This is a genomic window from Micromonospora chalcea (genome assembly GCF_002926165.1).
Lineage (GTDB): Bacteria > Actinomycetota > Actinomycetes > Mycobacteriales > Micromonosporaceae > Micromonospora > Micromonospora chalcea.
In genome coordinates, this window is the sequence record NZ_MAGP01000117.1 from 1 (window position 1) to 18317 (window position 18317).

At 74.5% G+C, this 18317-nt stretch carries 15 protein-coding genes; 8 read left to right on the top strand and 7 right to left on the bottom strand.

The window, feature by feature from the left end:
- The 5 genes from BAW75_RS17150 to BAW75_RS17170 all read left to right on the top strand — a co-directional run.
- Positions 1–3539: ATP-dependent helicase (locus BAW75_RS17150; RefSeq protein WP_420915016.1), on the top strand; the 3539-nt coding region annotated here is incomplete at its 5' end.
- Positions 3536–6940 (top strand): ATP-dependent helicase, encoded by a 3405-nt coding sequence (locus BAW75_RS17155; RefSeq protein WP_104114234.1) that lies wholly within the window; start codon positions 3536–3538, stop codon positions 6938–6940. The genes BAW75_RS17150 and BAW75_RS17155, both read left to right, overlap by 4 nt.
- Positions 6941–7144: 204 nt before the next feature.
- Entirely contained in the window at positions 7145–7348 is a 204-nt protein-coding gene (cspE, locus tag BAW75_RS17160) for a transcription antiterminator/RNA stability regulator CspE (protein WP_013288421.1), read from the top strand.
- Positions 7349–7526: 178 nt separating this feature from the next.
- Complete coding sequence (locus BAW75_RS17165; protein ID WP_030503654.1) at positions 7527–8780, top strand: DEAD/DEAH box helicase; 1254 nt, start codon at positions 7527–7529, stop codon at positions 8778–8780.
- 163 nt (positions 8781–8943) lie between these two features.
- Positions 8944–9129 (top strand): hypothetical protein, encoded by a 186-nt coding sequence (locus tag BAW75_RS17170; protein WP_043328445.1) that lies wholly within the window; start codon positions 8944–8946, stop codon positions 9127–9129.
- Positions 9130–9279: 150 nt separating this feature from the next.
- On the opposite strand, the gene BAW75_RS17175 is transcribed toward BAW75_RS17170, so the two are convergent.
- The 4 genes from BAW75_RS17175 to BAW75_RS17190 are packed head-to-tail and all read right to left on the bottom strand — an operon-like array spanning position 9280 to position 12439.
- Positions 9280–9723 (bottom strand): RrF2 family transcriptional regulator, encoded by a 444-nt coding sequence (locus BAW75_RS17175; protein ID WP_043328446.1) that lies wholly within the window; start codon positions 9721–9723, stop codon positions 9280–9282.
- A gap of 4 nt (positions 9724–9727) precedes the next feature.
- Positions 9728–10612, bottom strand: coding sequence for an ABC transporter permease (locus tag BAW75_RS17180; protein ID WP_104114235.1), 885 nt, complete (start codon positions 10610–10612; stop codon positions 9728–9730).
- Positions 10602–11381 (bottom strand): ABC transporter ATP-binding protein, encoded by a 780-nt coding sequence (locus tag BAW75_RS17185; RefSeq protein ID WP_030503658.1) that lies wholly within the window; start codon positions 11379–11381, stop codon positions 10602–10604. The genes BAW75_RS17180 and BAW75_RS17185 overlap by 11 nt, the downstream gene beginning before the upstream one ends.
- Positions 11378–12439 carry an ABC transporter substrate-binding protein gene (locus tag BAW75_RS17190; RefSeq protein WP_064447905.1) on the bottom strand — a complete coding sequence of 354 codons (1062 nt, stop codon included), beginning with the start codon at positions 12437–12439 and terminating at the stop codon, positions 11378–11380. Before BAW75_RS17190 ends, BAW75_RS17185 begins: the two co-directional genes overlap by 4 nt.
- A 148-nt stretch (positions 12440–12587) precedes the next feature.
- Between BAW75_RS17190 and BAW75_RS17195 the strand changes: the two genes are divergently transcribed.
- From BAW75_RS17195 to nudC, 3 genes are read left to right on the top strand one after another with little or no spacing between them, the layout of a single operon-like run.
- Entirely contained in the window at positions 12588–13898 is a 1311-nt protein-coding gene (locus BAW75_RS17195; protein WP_064447904.1) for a M16 family metallopeptidase, read from the top strand.
- The gene (locus BAW75_RS17200; RefSeq protein ID WP_104114236.1) at positions 13895–15238 is read left to right on the top strand and encodes a M16 family metallopeptidase; all 1344 of its coding nucleotides are present in this window, start codon (positions 13895–13897) and stop codon (positions 15236–15238) included. Before BAW75_RS17195 ends, BAW75_RS17200 begins: the two co-directional genes overlap by 4 nt.
- Complete coding sequence (nudC, locus tag BAW75_RS17205) at positions 15235–16182, top strand: NAD(+) diphosphatase (RefSeq protein WP_064447903.1); 948 nt, start codon at positions 15235–15237, stop codon at positions 16180–16182. Before BAW75_RS17200 ends, nudC begins: the two co-directional genes overlap by 4 nt.
- Before the next feature lie 184 nt (positions 16183–16366).
- Here the strand turns inward: nudC and BAW75_RS17210 are convergent, their stop codons facing one another.
- The 3 genes from BAW75_RS17210 to BAW75_RS17220 form a co-directional block, all read right to left on the bottom strand.
- Positions 16367–16636 (bottom strand): hypothetical protein, encoded by a 270-nt coding sequence (locus BAW75_RS17210; RefSeq protein ID WP_064447902.1) that lies wholly within the window; start codon positions 16634–16636, stop codon positions 16367–16369.
- A 197-nt stretch (positions 16637–16833) separates the two neighbouring features.
- Positions 16834–17073, bottom strand: a complete 240-nt coding sequence (locus tag BAW75_RS17215; protein ID WP_064447901.1) for a DUF397 domain-containing protein — start codon at positions 17071–17073, stop codon at positions 16834–16836.
- 71 nt (positions 17074–17144) lie between these two features.
- Positions 17145–18125 carry a helix-turn-helix domain-containing protein gene (locus BAW75_RS17220; protein WP_104114237.1) on the bottom strand — a complete coding sequence of 327 codons (981 nt, stop codon included), beginning with the start codon at positions 18123–18125 and terminating at the stop codon, positions 17145–17147.
- Between the last annotated feature and the right edge of the window lie 192 nt (positions 18126–18317).

The window sequence follows — 18317 nt, forward strand, 5'->3', positions numbered from 1 at the left end:
GTCGGTCTGGTGGGCCGGCCGAGGCGGAGCCGCGATCCGGGGGGTCGGCGGGCGATGCCGCGCACCCACAGACCGCCACGCCGCACGACAGCGCTTCGCCGCAGACCGGGACCGGGGCGTCGTCACCGTCGGCCGCTTCGGCGGGGACCGGGGCCGGGGCGGGCACGAACGTCTCGCGCCGGGTCGATCCGGTGCAGGCCGAGGTGGTCGCGCACACCGACGGGCCGATGCTCGTCGTGGGTGGTCCCGGCACCGGCAAGACGTCCACGCTCGTCGAGGCGGTCGCCGCCCGGGTGGCCGAGGGCGTCGACCCGGAGCGGATCCTGGTGCTCACCTTCGGCCGGCGGGGCGCCACCGAGCTGCGCCACCGGATCGAGGCGCGTATCGCCGGGGACGGACACCGCGTGGTCCGCGAGCCGCTGGTGCGCACGTTCCCGGCGTACGCCTTCGGGCTGCTGCGTCGTGCCGCTGCCGAACGCGGCGAGCCCTCGCCCCGGCTGCTCACCGGCCCGGAGCAGGATCTGATCATCCGCGAGCTGCTCGACGTGGTGGGGGAGGAGCCCGGCGACGACCCGGTCGGCTGGCCGGAGGATCTGCGCCCCGCGCTGCGTACCCGGGCGTTCGCCCAGCAGCTGCGCGACCTGCTGATGCGGGCCGCGGAGCGCGGCGTCGGGCCGGTGGAGCTGGCCCGGCTGGGCGAGAAGCTGGGCCGCGCCGACTGGCCGGCCGCCGCGCGTTTCCTGCGGGAGTACGTCGCCGTGCTCGCCCTGCGCGACGTGAGCAACAGGGGCTCGGTCGCGTACGACCCGGCGGAGCTGGTGCGGGCCGCCACCGGCATGCTGCTCGACGATCCCGAGCTGCTCGCCGCCGAGCGCCGCCGCCTGGCCCACGTGTACGTGGACGAGTTGGCCGACACCGACCCGGCGCAGCTCGACCTGCTCGCCGTGGTGGCCGGAGGCGGGCGGTCCCTGGTGGCGTTCGCCGACCCGGACTCGTCCACGTACGCCTTCCGGGGCGCCGACCCGGCCGGCGTCGCCACGTTCCCGCACCGCTTCCGCACCGCCTCCGGCGCGCCGGCGGCCCAGGTCACGCTCACCACCTCGTACCGGGCCGGGCCGGAACTGCTCGCGGCCACCGCCCGGCTGGCCCGGCGGCTGCGCGGCCCGGCGGCGCACCGGCGGCTGCGCCCGCTGCCCGATGCGCCGGCCGGAACGGTGGAGGTACGGACGTTCCGCTCCGCCACCAGCGAGTCGGCCTGGCTGGCGCACGCGTTGCGCGAGGCGCACCTGCTCGACGGCGTGCCGTGGTCCCGGATGGCGGTGCTGGTCCGCTCCACCGGCCGGCAACTGCCGTCGCTGCGGCGCGCGCTGCACACGGCCGGGGTGCCGACCGTCGTGCACGGCGAGGACCTTCCGCTGCACCTCCAGCCGGCGGTCGCCCCGCTGCTGCTCCTGCTGCGCTGTGCGCTCGAACCGGACCGGCTGGACGAGGAGGCCGCTGTCGCGCTGCTGCACTCGCCGCTCGGCGGGGCCGACCCGCTGGCCGAGCGGCGGCTGCGTCAAGGGCTGCGGGCGCTGGCGCTGGCCGGCGGCGACCGCCGTCCCTCCGGCGACCTGCTGGTGGAGGCGCTGCGCGACCCGGCCGAGCTGTCCACCATCGAGCGCCGCTGGGCGGCCCCCGCGCAGGCCGTGGCGCACCTGCTGGAGACCGCCCGGCAGGCCGCCGCCACCCCGGGCGCGACGGTCGAGGACGTGCTCTGGGCGGTGTGGCGGGAGAGCGGGCTGGCCGAACGCTGGGCCGGGGCGATCACCAGGGGGCGGGCGGCCACCGGCGAGCACGAGACCGCCCAGCGGTGGCGGGCCGAGGCCGCCGACCGGGACCTGGACGCCGTACTCGTGCTGTTCGACGCGGCGGCCCGGTTCACCGACCGGCTGCCCGGCGCGCGTACCGAGGTGTTCCTCGACCACGTTCTCGGGCAGGAACTGCCCGCCGACACGCTCGCCGCCGCCGCCGACCGGGGCGACGCGGTACGCCTGCTCACCGCGCACGCCGGGAAGGGCCTGGAATGGGACCTGGTCGCGGTGGCCGGGGTGCAGGAGGGCGTCTGGCCGGACCTGCGCCTGCGCGGCAGCCTGCTCGGCTCGGAGCGCCTGGTCGACGTGCTGGCCGGTCGCGCCGACGGGGCCGGCCTGCGGGCCAGCCTGGTCGGGCAGACGTCGGCGTTGCTGGACGAGGAGCGGCGACTGTTCCACGTGGCGATCAGCCGGGCCCGGCGGCGGCTGCTGGTCACCGCTGTGGCGTCCGCCGCCGTCGGCGGGGACGACCACGAGGAGCAGCCGAGCCGCTTCCTGCACGAAATCGCAGCCGCCGACCCACCCGCCACCGGCGCAGGCGGCACCGCCCCGACCGGCCCGGACCCGACCGGCCCCGGCCCGGCCGGGAACGGACCGACCGGCCAGGTCACGCGCGGGCAAACCGCTGACGGGCCGGTGCCGCACGGGGACGAGCATCCGCAGGACGGGCCGCCCGCCGTACTCCCGGTCACGCTGCCGCCACGCGGTCTCACCCTGTCCGCGCTGGTGGCGGAGCTGCGTACCGCTGTCACCGACCCGGCGGCGCCGATCACCCGGCGGCACGCGGCGGCGGGTGAGCTGGCGCGGCTGGCCGCCGCCGGGGTGCCCGGCGCGCACCCGGACGACTGGTGGGGGCTGCGCGGCCTCTCCGACGACCGGCCGCTGGTCGACGAGGGCGAGCCGGTGCGGGTCACCCCGTCGGCGATGGAGAGCGCGTTGCGGTGCAGCCTGCGCTGGCTGCTGGAACGGCACGGCGGCAGCGGGCCGGCCAGCGCCGCGCAGGGCGTCGGCAACCTGGTGCACGCCGCCGCGATGCTGGCCGAGGACGCCAGCGTCGACCGGGAGGCGTTGCTGGAGTACGTGGCCGCGCGGTTCGACGCGATCGAGCTGGCCGCCCGGTGGATGGCCGGCCCGGAGCGGCAGCGCGCCGAGGCGATGGTGGACAAGCTGCTGCGCTGGCTGGCCGGAAACCCGCGCCGGCTGCTGGCGATCGAGCACGAGTTCGCGGTCCGCCTCGACGACCCGTCCCGCCCGATCGAGCTGACCGGCCGGGTCGACCGGCTGGAGGTCGACGCCGAGGGGCGGCTCGTGGTGATCGACCTGAAGACCGGCAAGTCGACGGCGGTCACCGAGCGGGAGGTGGCCGAGCATCCGCAGCTCGGCGCTTACCAGGCGGCGGTGGAGGCGGGCGGGTTCGCCGAGTTCGGCGAGGAACCGGGCGGGGCCGCGCTGGTGCAGCTCGGCACCGGCGCGCGGGACGCCAAGGAGCAGACCCAGGCCGCGGCCGGGGAGGGGCCGGAGGCCGGGTGGGCCACCGCGCTGGTGCGCCGTACCGCCGACACGATGGCCGCCTCGACGTTCGCCGCGGTGGCCAACTCCAAGTGCCGGGTCTGCCCGGTACGCACCAGCTGCCCGGTCTCCGGCCAGGGCCGCCAGGTGGTCGAGCCGCCCCCGGAGAACTCATGAGCGTTCAGCCGGCGCTGTTCGGCGCCTCCGCCACGCCCGCGCCGCGCGCGGCCGACGCCGGGCCCCGCTACACGCCCGTCGAGCTGGCCCGGCTGCTGCGGCTGCCCGCGCCCACCCGGGAACAGGCCGCGATCATCGCCGCGCCGGTGGAACCGCTGCTGGTGGTCGCGGGCGCCGGCTCCGGCAAGACCGAGACGATGGCCGCGCGGGTGGTGTGGCTGGTCGCCAACTCCTACGTACGCCCCGAGCACATCCTCGGCCTCACCTTCACCCGCAAGGCGGCCGGCGAGCTGGCCCACCGGGTCCGGACCCGGCTCGACCAGCTCATCCGGCGGCTCGGCCGGCAGGGGCGGGACCCGCACGACGACCCGCTGGCGGGCGAGCCGACCGTGTCCACGTACCACTCGTACGCCGGGCGGATCGTCACCGAGCACGGGCTGCGCGCCGGGTACGAGCCGACCACCCGGCTGCTCACCGAGGCGTCCCGCTGGCAGCTCGTCGACATGCTGGTGCGCAACTACGACGGGGACATGTCCGAGGTGGACCGGATGCCGTCCACCATCACCGACGCGGTCCTGGCGCTCGCCGGTGAGCTGGACGAGCACCTGGTCGACCCGGACGAGCTGGCCGGCTGGACCGGCCGGTTCTTCGCCGAGGTGCAGTCGCGTCCCGGCCGGGTCTACGCCGACGTGCGCAAGGCGCTCCAGCTCCAGCGGACCCGGCTGAAGCTGCTGCCGCTGGTGCGCGCGTACGCCCGGCGCAAGGACGACTTCGAGGCGATGGACTTCGCCGACCAGCTCGCCCGCGCGGCCCGGGTGGCCCGCGACCACCCCGGCGTCGGCGTGATCGAGCGGGACCGGTTCCGGGTGGTGCTGCTCGACGAGTACCAGGACACCAGCCACGCCCAGGTGGTGCTGCTCAACGCGCTGTTCGGCGGCGGCCACCCGGTCACCGCCGTGGGCGACCCGTGCCAGTCCATCTACGGCTGGCGCGGGGCCAGCGCCGGCACGCTGGACCGGTTCCCGGCCGAGTTCGCCCGCACCGACGGCAGCCCCGCCGACGTGCTCAGCCTGACCACGAGCTGGCGCAACCGGCCGGAGATCCTCGGTGTCGCCAACACGCTGTCGGTGCCGCTGCGGGCGGCCGGCGCGCGGGTGCCGGAACTGCACGCCGCGCTCAGCGTCCGCGACCCGATCCCGCACCGTACCCCGGGCGGGCAGGCCGCCGGCACCGTGCACTGCGCGCTGCTGGAGACGTACGCCGACGAGGCCGACTGGATCGCGGACAGCGTGCTGGCGGCCTGGCGGGGCGCGGCCGGGATGCCCGGCGCGCTGCCCGAGCACATCCCGGCCGACCGCCGCCCGACCACCGCGGTGCTGGTGCGGCTGCGCAGCCAGATCCCGGCGATCGAGGCGGCGTTGCGCGCCCGTGGGCTTCCTGTCGACGTGGTCGGCCTGGGCGGGCTGCTGGACACCCCGGAGGTACGGGACGTGGTGTGCACGCTGCGCGTGCTCGCCGATCCGACCGACGGGGCGGCGTTGCTGCGGCTGCTCACCGGCGCGCGCTGGCGGATCGGCCCGCGTGACCTGGTCGCCCTGCACCGCCGCGCTCGCGCGATCGCCCGCAGCCGGCGGGAGCTGACCGGCGACGAGGGCCCGGAGATCACCGTGGACGTGCTGGACGAGGCGACGCTCGTGGAGGCGCTGGCGGACCTGGGGCCGGCGCAGGCGTACTCGGCCGAGGGCTACGCGCGGCTGCGCTCGTACGGGATGGAACTGGCGCTGCTGCGCTACCGCCTGGACCAGTCGCTGCCGGAACTGATCGCGGACATCGAGCGGACCATCGGCCTCGACGTCGAGGTGGCGGTCCGGGCCGGCCGGGACGGCGCGGGCGACGCCGGGCTGGCCCGCGCGCACCTGGACGCGCTCGGCGACGTGGCGGCCCGGTTCAGCGGCGAGACGCCCGGCGCGACGCTCGCCGGTTTCCTCGCCTACCTGGCCGCCGCCGAGGACGAGGAGCGCGGGCTGGCGCCGGGCGAGGTCGAGGTGGTGGCCGGCGCGGTGCAGGTGCTCACCTCGCACGCCGCGAAGGGCCTGGAGTGGGACGTGGTGGCGGTGGCCGGGATGACCCGGGGCGTCTGGCCGGGGCCGGTGCGCAACTCCGACCACTGGCTGGGCGGGCTGGGCGTGCTGCCGTTCCCGCTGCGCGGCGACGCGGACGGGCTGCCCGAGCTGGCCCTGCCGGAGGCGGAGGACCAGCGCGGGGTGGCCCGGGCGCTGACCGAGTTCACCGACGACTGGCGGGCGCACGACGAGCGGGAGGAGCGCCGGCTGGCGTACGTGGCGGTGACCCGCCCCCGCCGCCTGCTGCTCTGCTCCGGCTACTGGTGGGGGGAGGGGACCAAGCGGTTCCGCGGCCCGTCGGTGTTCCTGCGGGAGGTGCACGACGCCTGCCTGGCCGACCCGGACGGCCGTGTGGTCGACGCGTGGACGCCCGAGCCGGCCGGGGACGCGGTGAACCCGACCACCGAGACGGTGCTGCGGGCCGAGTGGCCGGCCGACCCGCTGGGCGCCCGCCGGCCCGCGCTGACCGAGGCGGCGGCGCTGGTCCGCCGGTACCTCGCCGACCCGGAGGTGGCCCGGCGCGAGGCGGCGCTGCTCGCCACCACCGGCGCGGCGGAGGACGCCGAGGTGGCCCGCTGGCGGCGTGAGGCCGAGCTGCTGCTCGCCGAGCGGGCGGAGCTGGCCCGGCAGGCCGAGGCGGTCGAGGTCGAACTGCCCGGCCATCTCTCGGTGACCCAGCTGGTGGCGTTGCGCCGCGACCCGGAGGCGCTGGCCCGTACGCTGCGCCGCCCGATGCCCACCGAACCGACGCCGTACGCCCGGCGCGGCACCGCGTTCCACGCCTGGCTGGAGCAGCGCTTCGGCGCGGACCGGCTGCTCGACGTGGACGAGCTGCCCGGCGCGGCGGACGAGGACGCGGCCCCGGACGAGGCCCTGGTCGAGTTGCAGGAGCGCTTCCTGGCCAGCGAGTGGGCCGACCGGGTGCCGGTGGAGGTGGAGGTGCCGTTCGCCACTGTCGTCGCCGGGGTGGTGATCCGGGGCCGGATGGACGCCGTGTTCGCCCGCCCGGGCGGGCGCTACGACGTGGTCGACTGGAAGACCGGGCGGCAGCCCACCGGCCGGGAGGCCGACGCGGCGGCGGTGCAGTTGGCGGTCTACCGGCTGGCCTGGGCGGAACTGGCCGGGGTGCCGGTGCAGCGGGTCGGCGCGGCGTTCCACTACGTCCGGGACTCGGTGACCGTCCGCCCGGCCGACCTGCTCGACGCGGACGGGCTGGCCGATCTGGTGGCCGCCGTGCCGGAAATCCCGGGGGATCTACCGCAGCGCACGAGTCCGTGATACGTTGTCCGGGTTGCAGTTTTGGTTTCCAGAGACTCTGTGTGCGCCTGGCGGATTGTGGCCCCAGGCGCTCTTTGTTGTGTCCGGAGTTCTCCGGGCGGGGCGACCAGCAGCGACAGGCACGCCGCGTATTCCACGCGCGGGGTGCTCCTCTCCGGCCCGCAACACGTGCGGGCCGACCGTTCCGTCAAGGAGACGAAACACATGGCAATTGGCACCGTCAAGTGGTTCAACGCTGACAAGGGCTTCGGCTTCATCACCCCGGACGACGGCGGCGCCGACGTCTTCGCCCACTTCTCGGCGATCCAGACCTCCGGCTACCGGAGCCTGGACGAGAACCAGCGGGTCGAGTTCGAGGTGACCCAGGGCCAGAAGGGCCCGCAGGCGGAGAACATCCGCCCGCTCTGATCTTCGGATCAACCGGCACCACCACCGCGCCCTCTCGGGCGCGGTGCACGGGCCGGCCCGCCTCTGCCGGGCCGGCCCGTCCCTTTCGGTTCGTGCTTGTGACCACCGGTGACGCCGGTGACGCGCCGCAGCCCGGCGCCCTTCCTCGACACGTGCCGCCTCGAGGAAGGCTTTCCGCATGACCACGACCCTGCCCACGTTCGCCGCTACCGGCCTGGCGCCGGCGCTCGTCTCCGAGCTGACCGCGCAGGGCATCTCCGCGCCGTTCCCGATCCAGGCGGCCACGCTGCCGGACTCGCTGGCCGGCCGCGACGTGCTCGGCCGGGGCCGCACCGGCTCCGGCAAGACGCTCGCGTTCGGGCTGCCGCTGCTGCACCGTACGGCCGGCCGCCGGGCCCGCCCGGGCCGTCCGCTCGCGCTGGTGCTCGTACCCACCCGGGAACTGGCCGCGCAGGTGACCGCCGCGCTCACCCCGTACGCTGCCACGCTCGGGCTGCGCTGCGCCACAGTGGTCGGCGGGCTCTCCCTGACCCGGCAGGCGGCCGCGCTGCGCGCCGGCGCCGAGGTGCTGGTGGCCACGCCGGGCCGGCTGCACGACCTGATCGACCGCGGGGACGCCCGGCTGGACCAGGTGACCATCACGGTGCTGGACGAGGCCGACCAGATGGCCGACATGGGCTTCCTGCCGCAGGTGACGAAGCTGCTGGAGCAGGTCGCGCCGGGCGGGCAGCGGATGCTCTTCTCGGCCACCCTGGACCGGGGCGTGGACCGGCTGGTCCGCCGATTCCTGGCCGACCCGGTGACGCATTCCGTCGACCCGGGCACCGCCACCGTCACCGCGATGACCCACCACGTGCTGCACCTCGAGGCGGACGACAAGCAGGCCGCGCTGGCCCACATCGCCGCCCGCGAGGGCCGCACCATCGTCTTCATCGCCACCAAGCACCGCGCCGACCGGGTGGCCCGGCAGTTGCTCGCCAAGGGCGTACGCGCCGCGGCGCTGCACGGCGGCAAGTCGCAGCCGCAGCGCACCCGCATCCTGGAGCAGTTCCGCACCGGCCAGGTCACCGCGCTGGTGGCCACCGACGTGGCGGCCCGGGGCATCCACGTCGACGGGCTGGACCTGGTGGTCAACGCCGACCCGCCCGCGGAGGCCAAGGACTACCTGCACCGGGGTGGCCGGACCGCGCGGGCCGGCGAGTCGGGCACCGTGGTCACGCTGGTGCTGCCGGAGCAGCGCCGCGACGTCGCCCGGCTGATGAGCACCGCGGGCATCAACCCCAAGACCACCCGGGTACGCCCCGGCGACAGCGAGCTGAGCCGGCTCACCGGCGCCCGGGAGCCGTCCGGTGTGCCGGTGACCATCGCCGCGCCCGCTGCCGCGCACCCCGCCCCGGCGACCCGTCCTCGCCGGCGTCCGCGCCGCCGCTGACCGCGCCTGACCGGCTCGGCTTCGAGCGGGCCGGCCGACCGTCCCTGAGTCGGGAATCAGTCGACGTTCGGTCGGCTGTCCGACTGTCCGGCCTCGCCGTGGCGGCGATGCTGTCGGGCGGGGGACCGGTCGGGGGGTCGGCCGGACGCGGAGGGAGCGGTTCATGGCGGGGGAAGCCGGATCGGGCGGTGCACGGGAAGTGCTGCTGGTGCTCGCGGTGGCGGGGGCCGGCCTGGCGCTCGCCGCGGTGGCCGCGTTCGGGCCCTGGCGGCCCTCCGACGGCGGCTCGCCGGATCGCGGCGCCGCCCGCAGCTTCACGCCCGGGATGAGCGCCCCGCACGCTCAGTAGCCGCGCCGGGCGGATGATGCCCGGAAAGCGATATGACTCTCAGGTATAAATATGCCCGAGAGTCATATCGGCCAGGAGTCATGCCCTCTGTGGCCGACAACCGGCCGGGTCCGCGACCCCGCGCGCCGTCGCCCTGTGACCGGACGCGCGTCAGGGTGCCGTCGCCCGGTCGCTCAGCAGGTCGGCGAGCGTGGTCCGGTCCACGACCAGGGCGATCGCGCCGTCCACCGCCAGCCACACGTCCCGCAGGCCGGTGGCCACGCCGTGGTATCCGGCCCGGTCGGCGGGGATGCCCCGGACGCTGGTGATCGCGCCACCCACCGCGCGGAGCACGTCGCCCACGCTGATCTCGTCCGGCGGGCGGGTCAGCGCGTACCCGCCCTCGGTGCCGCGATGGCTGTGCAGCAGCCCGGCCCGCCGCAGGTCGAGCAGGATCCCCTGGAGGAAGCTGAGCGGGATGTCCTGGCTCTCGGCCAGGCTCGCCGCCTTGACCAGCTCGCCGCCGCCGGTCACCGCGTCGCCGGGGGTACCGGCGGCGTCGGCGACGGCGAGCATGGCCCGGAGCGCGTAGTCGGCGCGCGCGGAGATGTACACGACGTCAGTTGCCGGCCTGGTCCAGCACGCCCCAGCGGCGGCGGATCGCCTTGTCGGCGGCACCGAACGCGGTGTCCACGAGCAGGCCCACCACCAGGATGACGATCATGATGGCCATCAGCCGGGGCGCCTCGCTCAGTTCACGCGCGTACGTCAGCTGTGCGCCGATCGAGGTGCGGGTGGCGATGACCACCAGCAGCTCACCGGCCATCAGGCTGCGCCAGGCGAACGCCCAGCCCTGCTTGAGCCCGGCCACGATGGCCGGTAGCGCGGCCGGCGCGATCACGTACCGGTAGAGGTTGAGCCCCCGGGCGCCGAGGTTGCGGCCGGCGCGGACCAGCAGCGGCGGCACGTAGTCCACGCCGTGGATGACGCCGTTGGCGACCGACGGCGCGGCGCCGAGCACCACGACGAAGAAGATCGCCTGCTCGCTGAGCTGGAACAGCAGGATGGCCAGCGGGAACCAGGCGATCGACGGCATGGTCTGCAACGCGGTGATCATCGAGCCGAGCGCGGCCCGGAGCACCTTGACCCGGGCCACGACGAGGCCGAGCAGCAGGCCGACCGCGACCGCGGCGGCGAACCCGACCGCCGCCCGCCGGGCCGTGGTGGCGAGGCCCTCCCAGAGCGCCGAGCTGAGCAGGTACTCCCCGAGGTCGCCGAAGACCACGGCCGGGCCGGGCAGCGCCCACGGCTCCTTCCACCCGGACCAGACCACCGCCTGCCAGATCGCCACCGCGAGCGCGAGCGCGGCGAGCTTGGGCCAGGTGGCCGACCACAGGCGGCGTACCCGGGACGGGCCCTTCTCCCGGCCGGCGATCTCCAGCGCGTCGAGCCCGGAGATCTCCGCGTCGGCCCGCGCCGACGCGGACAGGGTGTCACTGGCCATGCCGGCCCACCTCCTTGCGCAGCCGGTCGGTGACCTCGGCGGCGATGGCCGAGACCTCCGGCGAGTCGATCCGCCGGGGGCGCGGCACGGCGACCTCGGTGGAGTAGATGATCCGGCCGGGCCGGCTGGAGAGCAGCACGATGCGGTCGGCGAGCCGGGCCGCCTCGCGGACGTTGTGCGTGACGAACAGGACGGTGAGCTTGCGCTCGGTCCAGATCCGCTCCAGCTCGTCGTGCAGGATGTCGCGGGTCATCGCGTCCAGCGCGCCGAACGGCTCGTCCATCAGCAGCACCGGCGTCTCCAGCGCGAGCGTGCGGGCCAGCGCGACGCGCTGCCGCATGCCGCCGGAGAGCTGGTGCGGGCGCTTGCGGCCGAACTCCGACAGGTGGACCGTGCGCAGCAGCTCGGCCACCCGCTCCTTGCGCTGGTCGCGGGGGAGACCGCGCAGCTTCAGCGGCACCTCGACGTTGCCCTCGACGGTGAGCCAGGGGAAGAGCGCCGGCTCCTGGAACATGAGCCCCGGGTTGACGCCCTCGCCCAGCTCGATGGTGCCGCCGCTGGCCCGGTCCAGGCCGGCGACCAGGTTGAGCAGCGTGCTCTTGCCGCAGCCGGACGCGCCGACCATGCAGACGAACTCGCCGGGCGCGATGTCCAGCGACAGTCCGTCCAGCGCCAGGACGGCCTGGTCGCCCTGGCCGTACACCTTTGTGACGCCGCGCAGCGCGACCGAGCCGGTCGCGCTGCGCGGGGTCGTGGTCGTCGACGTCACGGCTGGCTGACCTCGGCCTTGCCCTGCGCCTTGAGGACCTCGTTGAGGTACTTGAGGTCGTACAGGCCGTTCAGGTCGACCGGCTGGGTCAGCCCGACCGCGACGGCGTGGTCCAAGCCGGTCTTCAGCGAGGCCGGGATCGGGTCGTTTGTGAACTCCAGCGTCGGCCAGGCCTGCTTGATCAGCTTGAGGTCCAGCGGCTTGCCGGTGATCTTGCCGATGTGGTCGGAGATGGCCTGCTGCGCCTCGTCCGGCTTGGTGTTGACGAACTCGTTCGCCGCGACCTGGCCCTCGACCAGCTTCTTCACCACGTCCGGGTGTGCCTTGAGGAACTTGGTGCTGACCAGCAGGTTGGTGATGACGAACTTCTTGTCCGGCCAGAGGTCACGCTCGTCGACGAGCACCTTGCCGCCGGCGTTTACCAGCCGGGAGACGAACGGCTCGGGCACCCATGCGCCGTCGATGGCGCCGCTGCCGAACGTCTCGATCGTCTGCGCGTTCTCCTGCGGCACGATCTTGACGTCGCCGCCGCCCTCCTTGGTGGTCTCCAGGCCCTTCTCCTTGAGCCAGAAGCGCAGCGCCACGTCCTGGGTGTTGCCGAGCTGCGGAGTGGCGATCTTCTTGCCGCGCAGCTGCTCCACCGAGGTGATGCCGGGCTTGACCACGAGCGCGACGCCGCCGGACGCCGCGCCGGAGATGACCCGGACCGCCTCGCCCTTGGACTTGGAGAAGGCGTTCACCGTCGGGTTCGGGCCGATGTACGTGGCGTCGAGCGCGCCGGAGAAGACGGCCTCGATGGCGGCCGGGCCGGCGTTGAAGGTCTTGGTGTCCAGCTCGACGTCGCTGCCGAGTTTCTCCTTGAAGATCCCCTTCTCCACGCCGACCACGGCCGGGGCGTGCGTGATGTTGGGGAAGTAGCCCAGACGCAGCGTGACCGGGCCGGACCCGCCGGCGGCGTCGCTGTCCTCGCCGCAGGCGGCGGTGGTGCCGAGCGTGGCCGCGCCGACCGCGGCCAGGGTCGCCAGGGTGACCAGGCGGCGCAGGGGAAGCCCTCTCATCGAATGTCCAATCCGCAGTATTCCTATTTAGTTGGTAGGAAGGGTGGGGCAAGTGGCCGTCGGCGTCAAGACCCGTCCCGCAACAGTCCACCGTTCGGCCAGGGCACACCGGCGATAGAGCCGGTACGGAAGCGCTAATGTCGATCTCGTGTCCACGCGGAGAGCGAAGATCCCAGCGACGAAGTACCCGGCCGAACGGTTCACCCTCGACAACGGCCTGCGTGTGGTGCTCACGCCGGACCGCAGCGCCCCGGTCATCGGGGTGGCTGTGGTCTACGACGTCGGCATCCGCTCCGAGCCGGAGGGACGCACCGGCTTCGCCCACCTCTTCGAGCACCTGATGTTCCAGGGGTCGGAGAACCTGGAGAAGCTGGCCCACTTCCGGCACGTCCAGGGCGCCGGCGGGACGTTCAACGGCTCCACCCACCTGGACTACACCGACTACTTCGAGACGCTGCCCGCCAACGCCCTGGAACGCGCGCTGTTCCTGGAGGCCGACCGGATGCGCGGCCCCCGGCTGACCGAGGAGAACCTGCGCAACCAGGTCGACGTGGTCAAGGAGGAGATCCGGGTCAACGTGCTGAACCGGCCGTACGGCGGGTTCCCCTGGCTGACGCTGCCCCCGGTGATGTTCGACACCTTCCCCAACGCGCACGACGGCTACGGCTCCTTCGACGACCTGGAGTCGGCGACGGTGGCCGACGCCGCCGACTTCTTCCGCCGCTACTACGCCAGCGGCAACGCCGTACTGGCGGTCAGCGGCGACATCGACGTGGCCGAGGCGACCACGCTCATCGAACGGCACTTCGGCGACGTCCCGGCCCGTCCCGCCCCGCAGCGGCCCGACTTCGCCGAGCCCGACCTGACCACCGAGCGGCGCAGCACGTACACCGACGCGCTGGCCCCGCTGCCGGCGGTGGCCGGCGCGTGGCGGGTGCCCGACCCGGTCGACGACTTCGCCGGCTACCTGCCCTACGTGGTGCTGGCCGAGGTGCTCACCGACGGCGACGCGTCCCGGCTGGTCGAGCGGCTGGTGCAGCGCGACCGGTCGGTCACCAGCCTCGGCGGGTACGTCGGTTTCATGGGCGACCCGTTCGACGTGCGCGACCCCACCGCGCTGCTGCTCCAGGCGCACCTGCCGCCCGGCGGCGACGTGGACAAGGTGCTGCGCACCATCGACGAGGAACTGGACCGGCTGGCGACCGACGGGCTGACCGACGGAGAGCTGGCGCGCACCCAGGCCCGGATGGCCACCCACCTGCTGCGCGACACCGACGCGGTGCTCGGCCGGGCGCTGCGGATGGCCGTGCTGGAACAGCAGCGCGGCGAGCCGGGCCTGCTCAACGAGCTGCCCCGGCTGGTCGGCGCGGTGACCGAGGACCAGGTCCGCGCCGCCGCCGCCACCCTGCGGCCCGAGCGCCGCGCGTCCGTCGAGGTCGTCGCCGGAGGAGCCCGATGAGCACGAGTACGACCACCGCCACCGCCGTCCGGCCGCTTCCGGCGCTGCGCCCGAACCGCCGCCTCAAGGTGCCCAAGCAGGCCGAGCGCACGCTGCGCAACGGCCTCACCGTGATCGCGGTACGCCGCTCCGCCGTACCGCTGGTCGAGCTGCGACTGTGGATGCCGTTCGGGCGCACGCACCTGGCCCGCGGCGCGATGCTGGCGCAGACCATGCTCGCCGGCACGCAGGCGCACAGCGCCACCGAGATCGCCGCCGAGCTGCAGAAGGTCGGCGGCGGACTGACCGCCGGGCTCGACCCGGACCGGTTGATGCTCTCCGGCGCGGGCCTGGTCACCGGCCTGGACCGGATGCTGGAACTGCTCGCCGAGGTGCTCACCGGCGCCAACTACCCGGCCGACTGGGTGGAGACCGAACGGGACCGGCTTGTCGACCGCATCCAGGTCGCCCAGAGCCAGCCGTCGCACCTGGCCCGGACCGCCCTGCTCAAGCGGGTGTACGGCCGCCACCCGTACGCCGTGCAGACGCCCGACCCGGACCAGGTCCGGGCGGTCCGCCCGGCCGCGTTGCGCCGGCTGCACGCCGAGCGGGTGCACCCGGCCGGGGAGGTGCTCGTGCTCGTCGGCGACGTGGCGCCGGAGCGGGCGCTGGACGCGGCCGAGCAGGCGCTCGCCGGCTGGCGCGGCGACGGCCACGTCGCCGAACTGCCGCCCGCACCGCCACTGGAGCCCGGGCCGCTGCTGCTGGTCGACCGGCCCGGCTCGGTGCAGTCGTCGCTGCGCCTCGCCCTGCCCGCGGTGCCGCGCACCCACCCGGACCACGCCGCGCTGCAACTGGCGAACCTCATCTTCGGCGGCTACTTCTCCTCCCGCTGGGTGGAGAACATCCGCGAGGACAAGGGCTACACGTACGGGCCGCACTCGCTCGTCGAGCACTCGGTGGCCGGTTCGGTGCTCATCGCCGGCGCCGAGGTGGCCACCGAGGTGACCGCCGCGGCGCTGGTGGAGACGAACTACGAGCTGGGCCGACTCGCCACGGTGCCGCCGAAGGCCGACGAACTGGAGCAGGCCCGCCAGTACGCGCTCGGCACGCTTCAGCTCGGCATGTCCACCCAGGCCGGGCTCGCGTCGCTGACCAGCGCGTACGCCGGCAACGGGCTGCGGCTGGACTTCCTCGCCGAGCACGCAGCCCGGCTCGCCGCCGCGACTGTGGACGACGTGGCCGAGGTGGCCGCCCGCTACCTGGCGCCGGCCCGCGCGGTAACCGTCGTGCTCGGCGACGCCGAACGGGTGGCCGACTCGCTCGCCGCGCTGACACCGGTGCGTACGGAATCCGCGTGAGCGGCGAGCCCGCGCCGCCGCTGGCCCGGTCCACGCTCGACCGGGCCGCCCACCGGCGTACCGACCCGGCCTGGCTGGCCGAGGCGTGGGAGCGGGCGCGGGTGCTGGTGCTCGACTCCGCCGCCGAGGGGCGTGCCCTGGTCCGGGGCGTGGCGAGCCCACCCGAACTGGTCCTGGTCGGCCCCGGCGACCTGCCCGAGGTGCCCCGGTCGGTGCCGATGTTCCTCGGCGTCGAGCCGGACGGCGTGCCGGTCTTCGCGGTCGACGGGCCGCTGCCGGCGCTGCCGGAAACCCGCCCGGCGCACCTGCGCGAGGTCGGCCACCTGATGACCGACCGGGACGCGGGCCTGTTCACCACCGCGCTGGCGCTGCTCAACTGGCACCTGCGGCACGGCTACTCGTCCACGACCGGGAAGGCGACGCAGGCCGACGAGGCCGGCTGGTCACGGATCGACCCGGGCGGCGACCGGGTCTGGCCGCGTACCGACCCGGCCATGATCGTGCTGGTGCACGACGGCATGGACGGCGCGGACGGCCGCTGCCTGCTCGGCAACAACGCGGCCTGGCCGCGCACCCCGGGACAGCGCCGCTACTCCTGCCTGGCCGGATACGTCGAGCCCGGCGAGTCGGCCGAGGCCGCCGTGCTCCGCGAGGTCCGCGAGGAGGTAGGCGTCCCGGTCGAGGAGATCGCGTACGTGGGCAGCCAGTCCTGGCCGTTCCCCGGCTCGCTGATGCTCGGATTCCTGGCCCGCGCCGACGCCGACGCGCCGATCCGGGTCGACCTGGCTGAGATCGCGCACGCGCGCTGGTTCACCCGCCGGGAGATCGGGGCCGCGCTGGCCGGCGAGCCGGTGCCGGTGGGCGGGGGAGACCGGCTGATCCTGCCGCCGCCGTCGTCGATCGCGCTGTTCCTGGTGCACCGCTGGCTCGACGGCCACTGCTGACCCGCCCGCCCGCCCGTCGGGTTGGGGCGTTTCGGCTGGCGGGCGCAGGGCCGGGCGGGCACGGTCCCGGCCCGGACCGTCGTTGCCGCGACGGTCGCGGGCCGGGAACACGGGCCGTCGTGGCCGGGTGAGACGATGATCGGCGGGGGAAGCCGGTCCGGCCACGACGGACGTCAGCGTCCGGTCATCCACCGTGCCAGCGGTACGGCTGCCCCGGTGCGGGCTCCTCGATGGGCAGCACCTTGACCCGGTGCCGGCCGGCGCGTACCGCCCCGACGGCGGACAGCGCTCGGGCGAGCAGGAGCGCGGCGTCCCGGTCCTCGGCGTGGACGACCTGGCGGCGGGGTTCCGGCGTGCTCGTCTCGTCCCGCAGGCGGCCCCCACCGGCCCAGGCGGCGGCGATGTCGGCGTCGGCGGCGGTACGGATCTCGGTGCGGACGATCAGGAACCGCATGGTGTCCCCCGGAGAGTGGACGGTTACCCGCTGGAACTTCCACGTCACTCCCGCGTCATGTTACGCCGATGTGTCCTCCCGACAAGTGGAACGCGCCACCTCGACCGATCGGGGGATGCCAGGTCAGGACCGTTGTCGGGGCCGGACACGCGAGGGGGCCGCCGGCGTGACGCCGACGGCCCCGAACGTTCGCCGGATCAGTCCAGATCGAACTGACCGTTCTTCGCTCCGGCGAGGAAGCCGAGCCAGCCGGCCCGGTCGAACAGCAGGACCGGCCCGCTCGGGTCCTTGCTGTCCCGCAGCGCCATGGTCGCCGGCCCGGTGCCGAGCGGCGCGACCTCCACGCAGTTGGAGGTCTGGCTGCGGGTGCTCTTGCGCCAGGCGGCGCCCACGAGCTGTCCCGAGAGGGCGGTCGTGCTGGTACGGATCTCGTTCATGGTGCTTGCTCCTGGTGAGGTGCTCCGATGGGACCGAGCGACGCCGGAGCGCGGACGGTGTCCCTACCGGATCACCGCTCCGTGGTGAGGCGCCCCGAGTCCCGGCGGCGCTGGGTCGGCGCCGTTGCCGGCCCGTACACCGCCGTGGACTCGACTGCCGTGCCGGTCAGCCGTCCTGTCGCCTCGATCAACCAGGAGAGGGTGTCCGATGCGGAGAGTGCCGACGAGCATAGCCACTCGAACACCACTTTATAGCGATTTAGGGTGTTCACCTCGGTCGACATGACGTCGGTGAACCCACCTTCGATGGCCAATGTCTCCGGATCGAGCGGATCGGCGAACCGGTAGACCGAGAACGCGGTCGGCGGAAGGTACCAGTCGCCGACCCGGGTGTCCCGCAACAGCAGCAGCAACGTCACGTTCGGGAGCAGGGCCATCTCGCACAGGTGGACGAGCTGGTCGTGCAGCACCTCCGGCGGGCCGGCCCGCCGGCCGAGGGCGGCCTCCTCCAGCACGGCCGTGTACCGGGGCACGTCGGGGGAGCGGGTCAGCAGCGACTGGCGGGCCTGCCGCGCGCGTACCTCGGTCTCCGGGTCCTCGTGCTCCTGGTCGCCGGCCTGGGCGGCGACCTGCGCGGCCGACATGATCCGGTGCCGGGCGTACCCGGGCGTCTGCAGCAGCCCCGGGACCAGCACCGGGTTGTACTCGGAGATCTCCGCGCAGCCGGCCAGCAGCTCGGCGAAGGCGCGCTGCTGCTGGGTCATCACCGGGAAGTTGCGCAGCCAGCCGCGCATGTCGCCGGCCTCGTGGGTGATGCCGGTCAGCTCCGCGCGCTGCTCCTCGTCGGCGCCGTAGAGCGTCAACAGCACGTCCACGTCGTCCGGGTCGGGCCGGCTGCGGCCGTTCTCCAGGCGGGACAACTTGGATGCGGAGGCCCAGCCGATCCGCTCGATGACCTGGTCACCGGTCAGACCGGCCTGTTCGCGGAGCCGGCGCAGCTCGATGCCGAGTCGACGGCGGCGCAGAATCGGGCCTGGTACGGCAGGAGGCACGGCGTCCTCTTTCCCGTCGACCGTCGCAGGACGCGACGGTAACTGTATGAAATTCGCCCCCCACGGTCAGTATGGACGTCGCGACCGGCGTCGGAGGTTCCGGCACGGGCGTGTCACGAGACAAAAAGAGGACTGTGGAGGGTGTCTTCACCAGCGCCCACCCCCGACGCGCCCCTGGTGGCGCACCCCTGC

Coding starts and splice junctions, on each gene's coding strand:
- BAW75_RS17210 (WP_064447902.1), bottom strand. CDS start 16,636: ATGCGGTTCCTGATCGTCCGCACCGAGATCCGTACCGCCGCCGACGCC.
- BAW75_RS17155 (WP_104114234.1), top strand. CDS start 3,536: ATGAGCGTTCAGCCGGCGCTGTTCGGCGCCTCCGCCACGCCCGCGCCG.
- BAW75_RS17165 (WP_030503654.1), top strand. CDS start 7,527: ATGACCACGACCCTGCCCACGTTCGCCGCTACCGGCCTGGCGCCGGCG.
- BAW75_RS17200 (WP_104114236.1), top strand. CDS start 13,895: ATGAGCACGAGTACGACCACCGCCACCGCCGTCCGGCCGCTTCCGGCG.
- cspE (WP_013288421.1), top strand. CDS start 7,145: ATGGCAATTGGCACCGTCAAGTGGTTCAACGCTGACAAGGGCTTCGGC.
- BAW75_RS17190 (WP_064447905.1), bottom strand. CDS start 12,439: ATGAGAGGGCTTCCCCTGCGCCGCCTGGTCACCCTGGCGACCCTGGCC.
- BAW75_RS17215 (WP_064447901.1), bottom strand. CDS start 17,073: ATGAACGAGATCCGTACCAGCACGACCGCCCTCTCGGGACAGCTCGTG.
- BAW75_RS17180 (WP_104114235.1), bottom strand. CDS start 10,612: ATGGCCAGTGACACCCTGTCCGCGTCGGCGCGGGCCGACGCGGAGATC.
- BAW75_RS17170 (WP_043328445.1), top strand. CDS start 8,944: ATGGCGGGGGAAGCCGGATCGGGCGGTGCACGGGAAGTGCTGCTGGTG.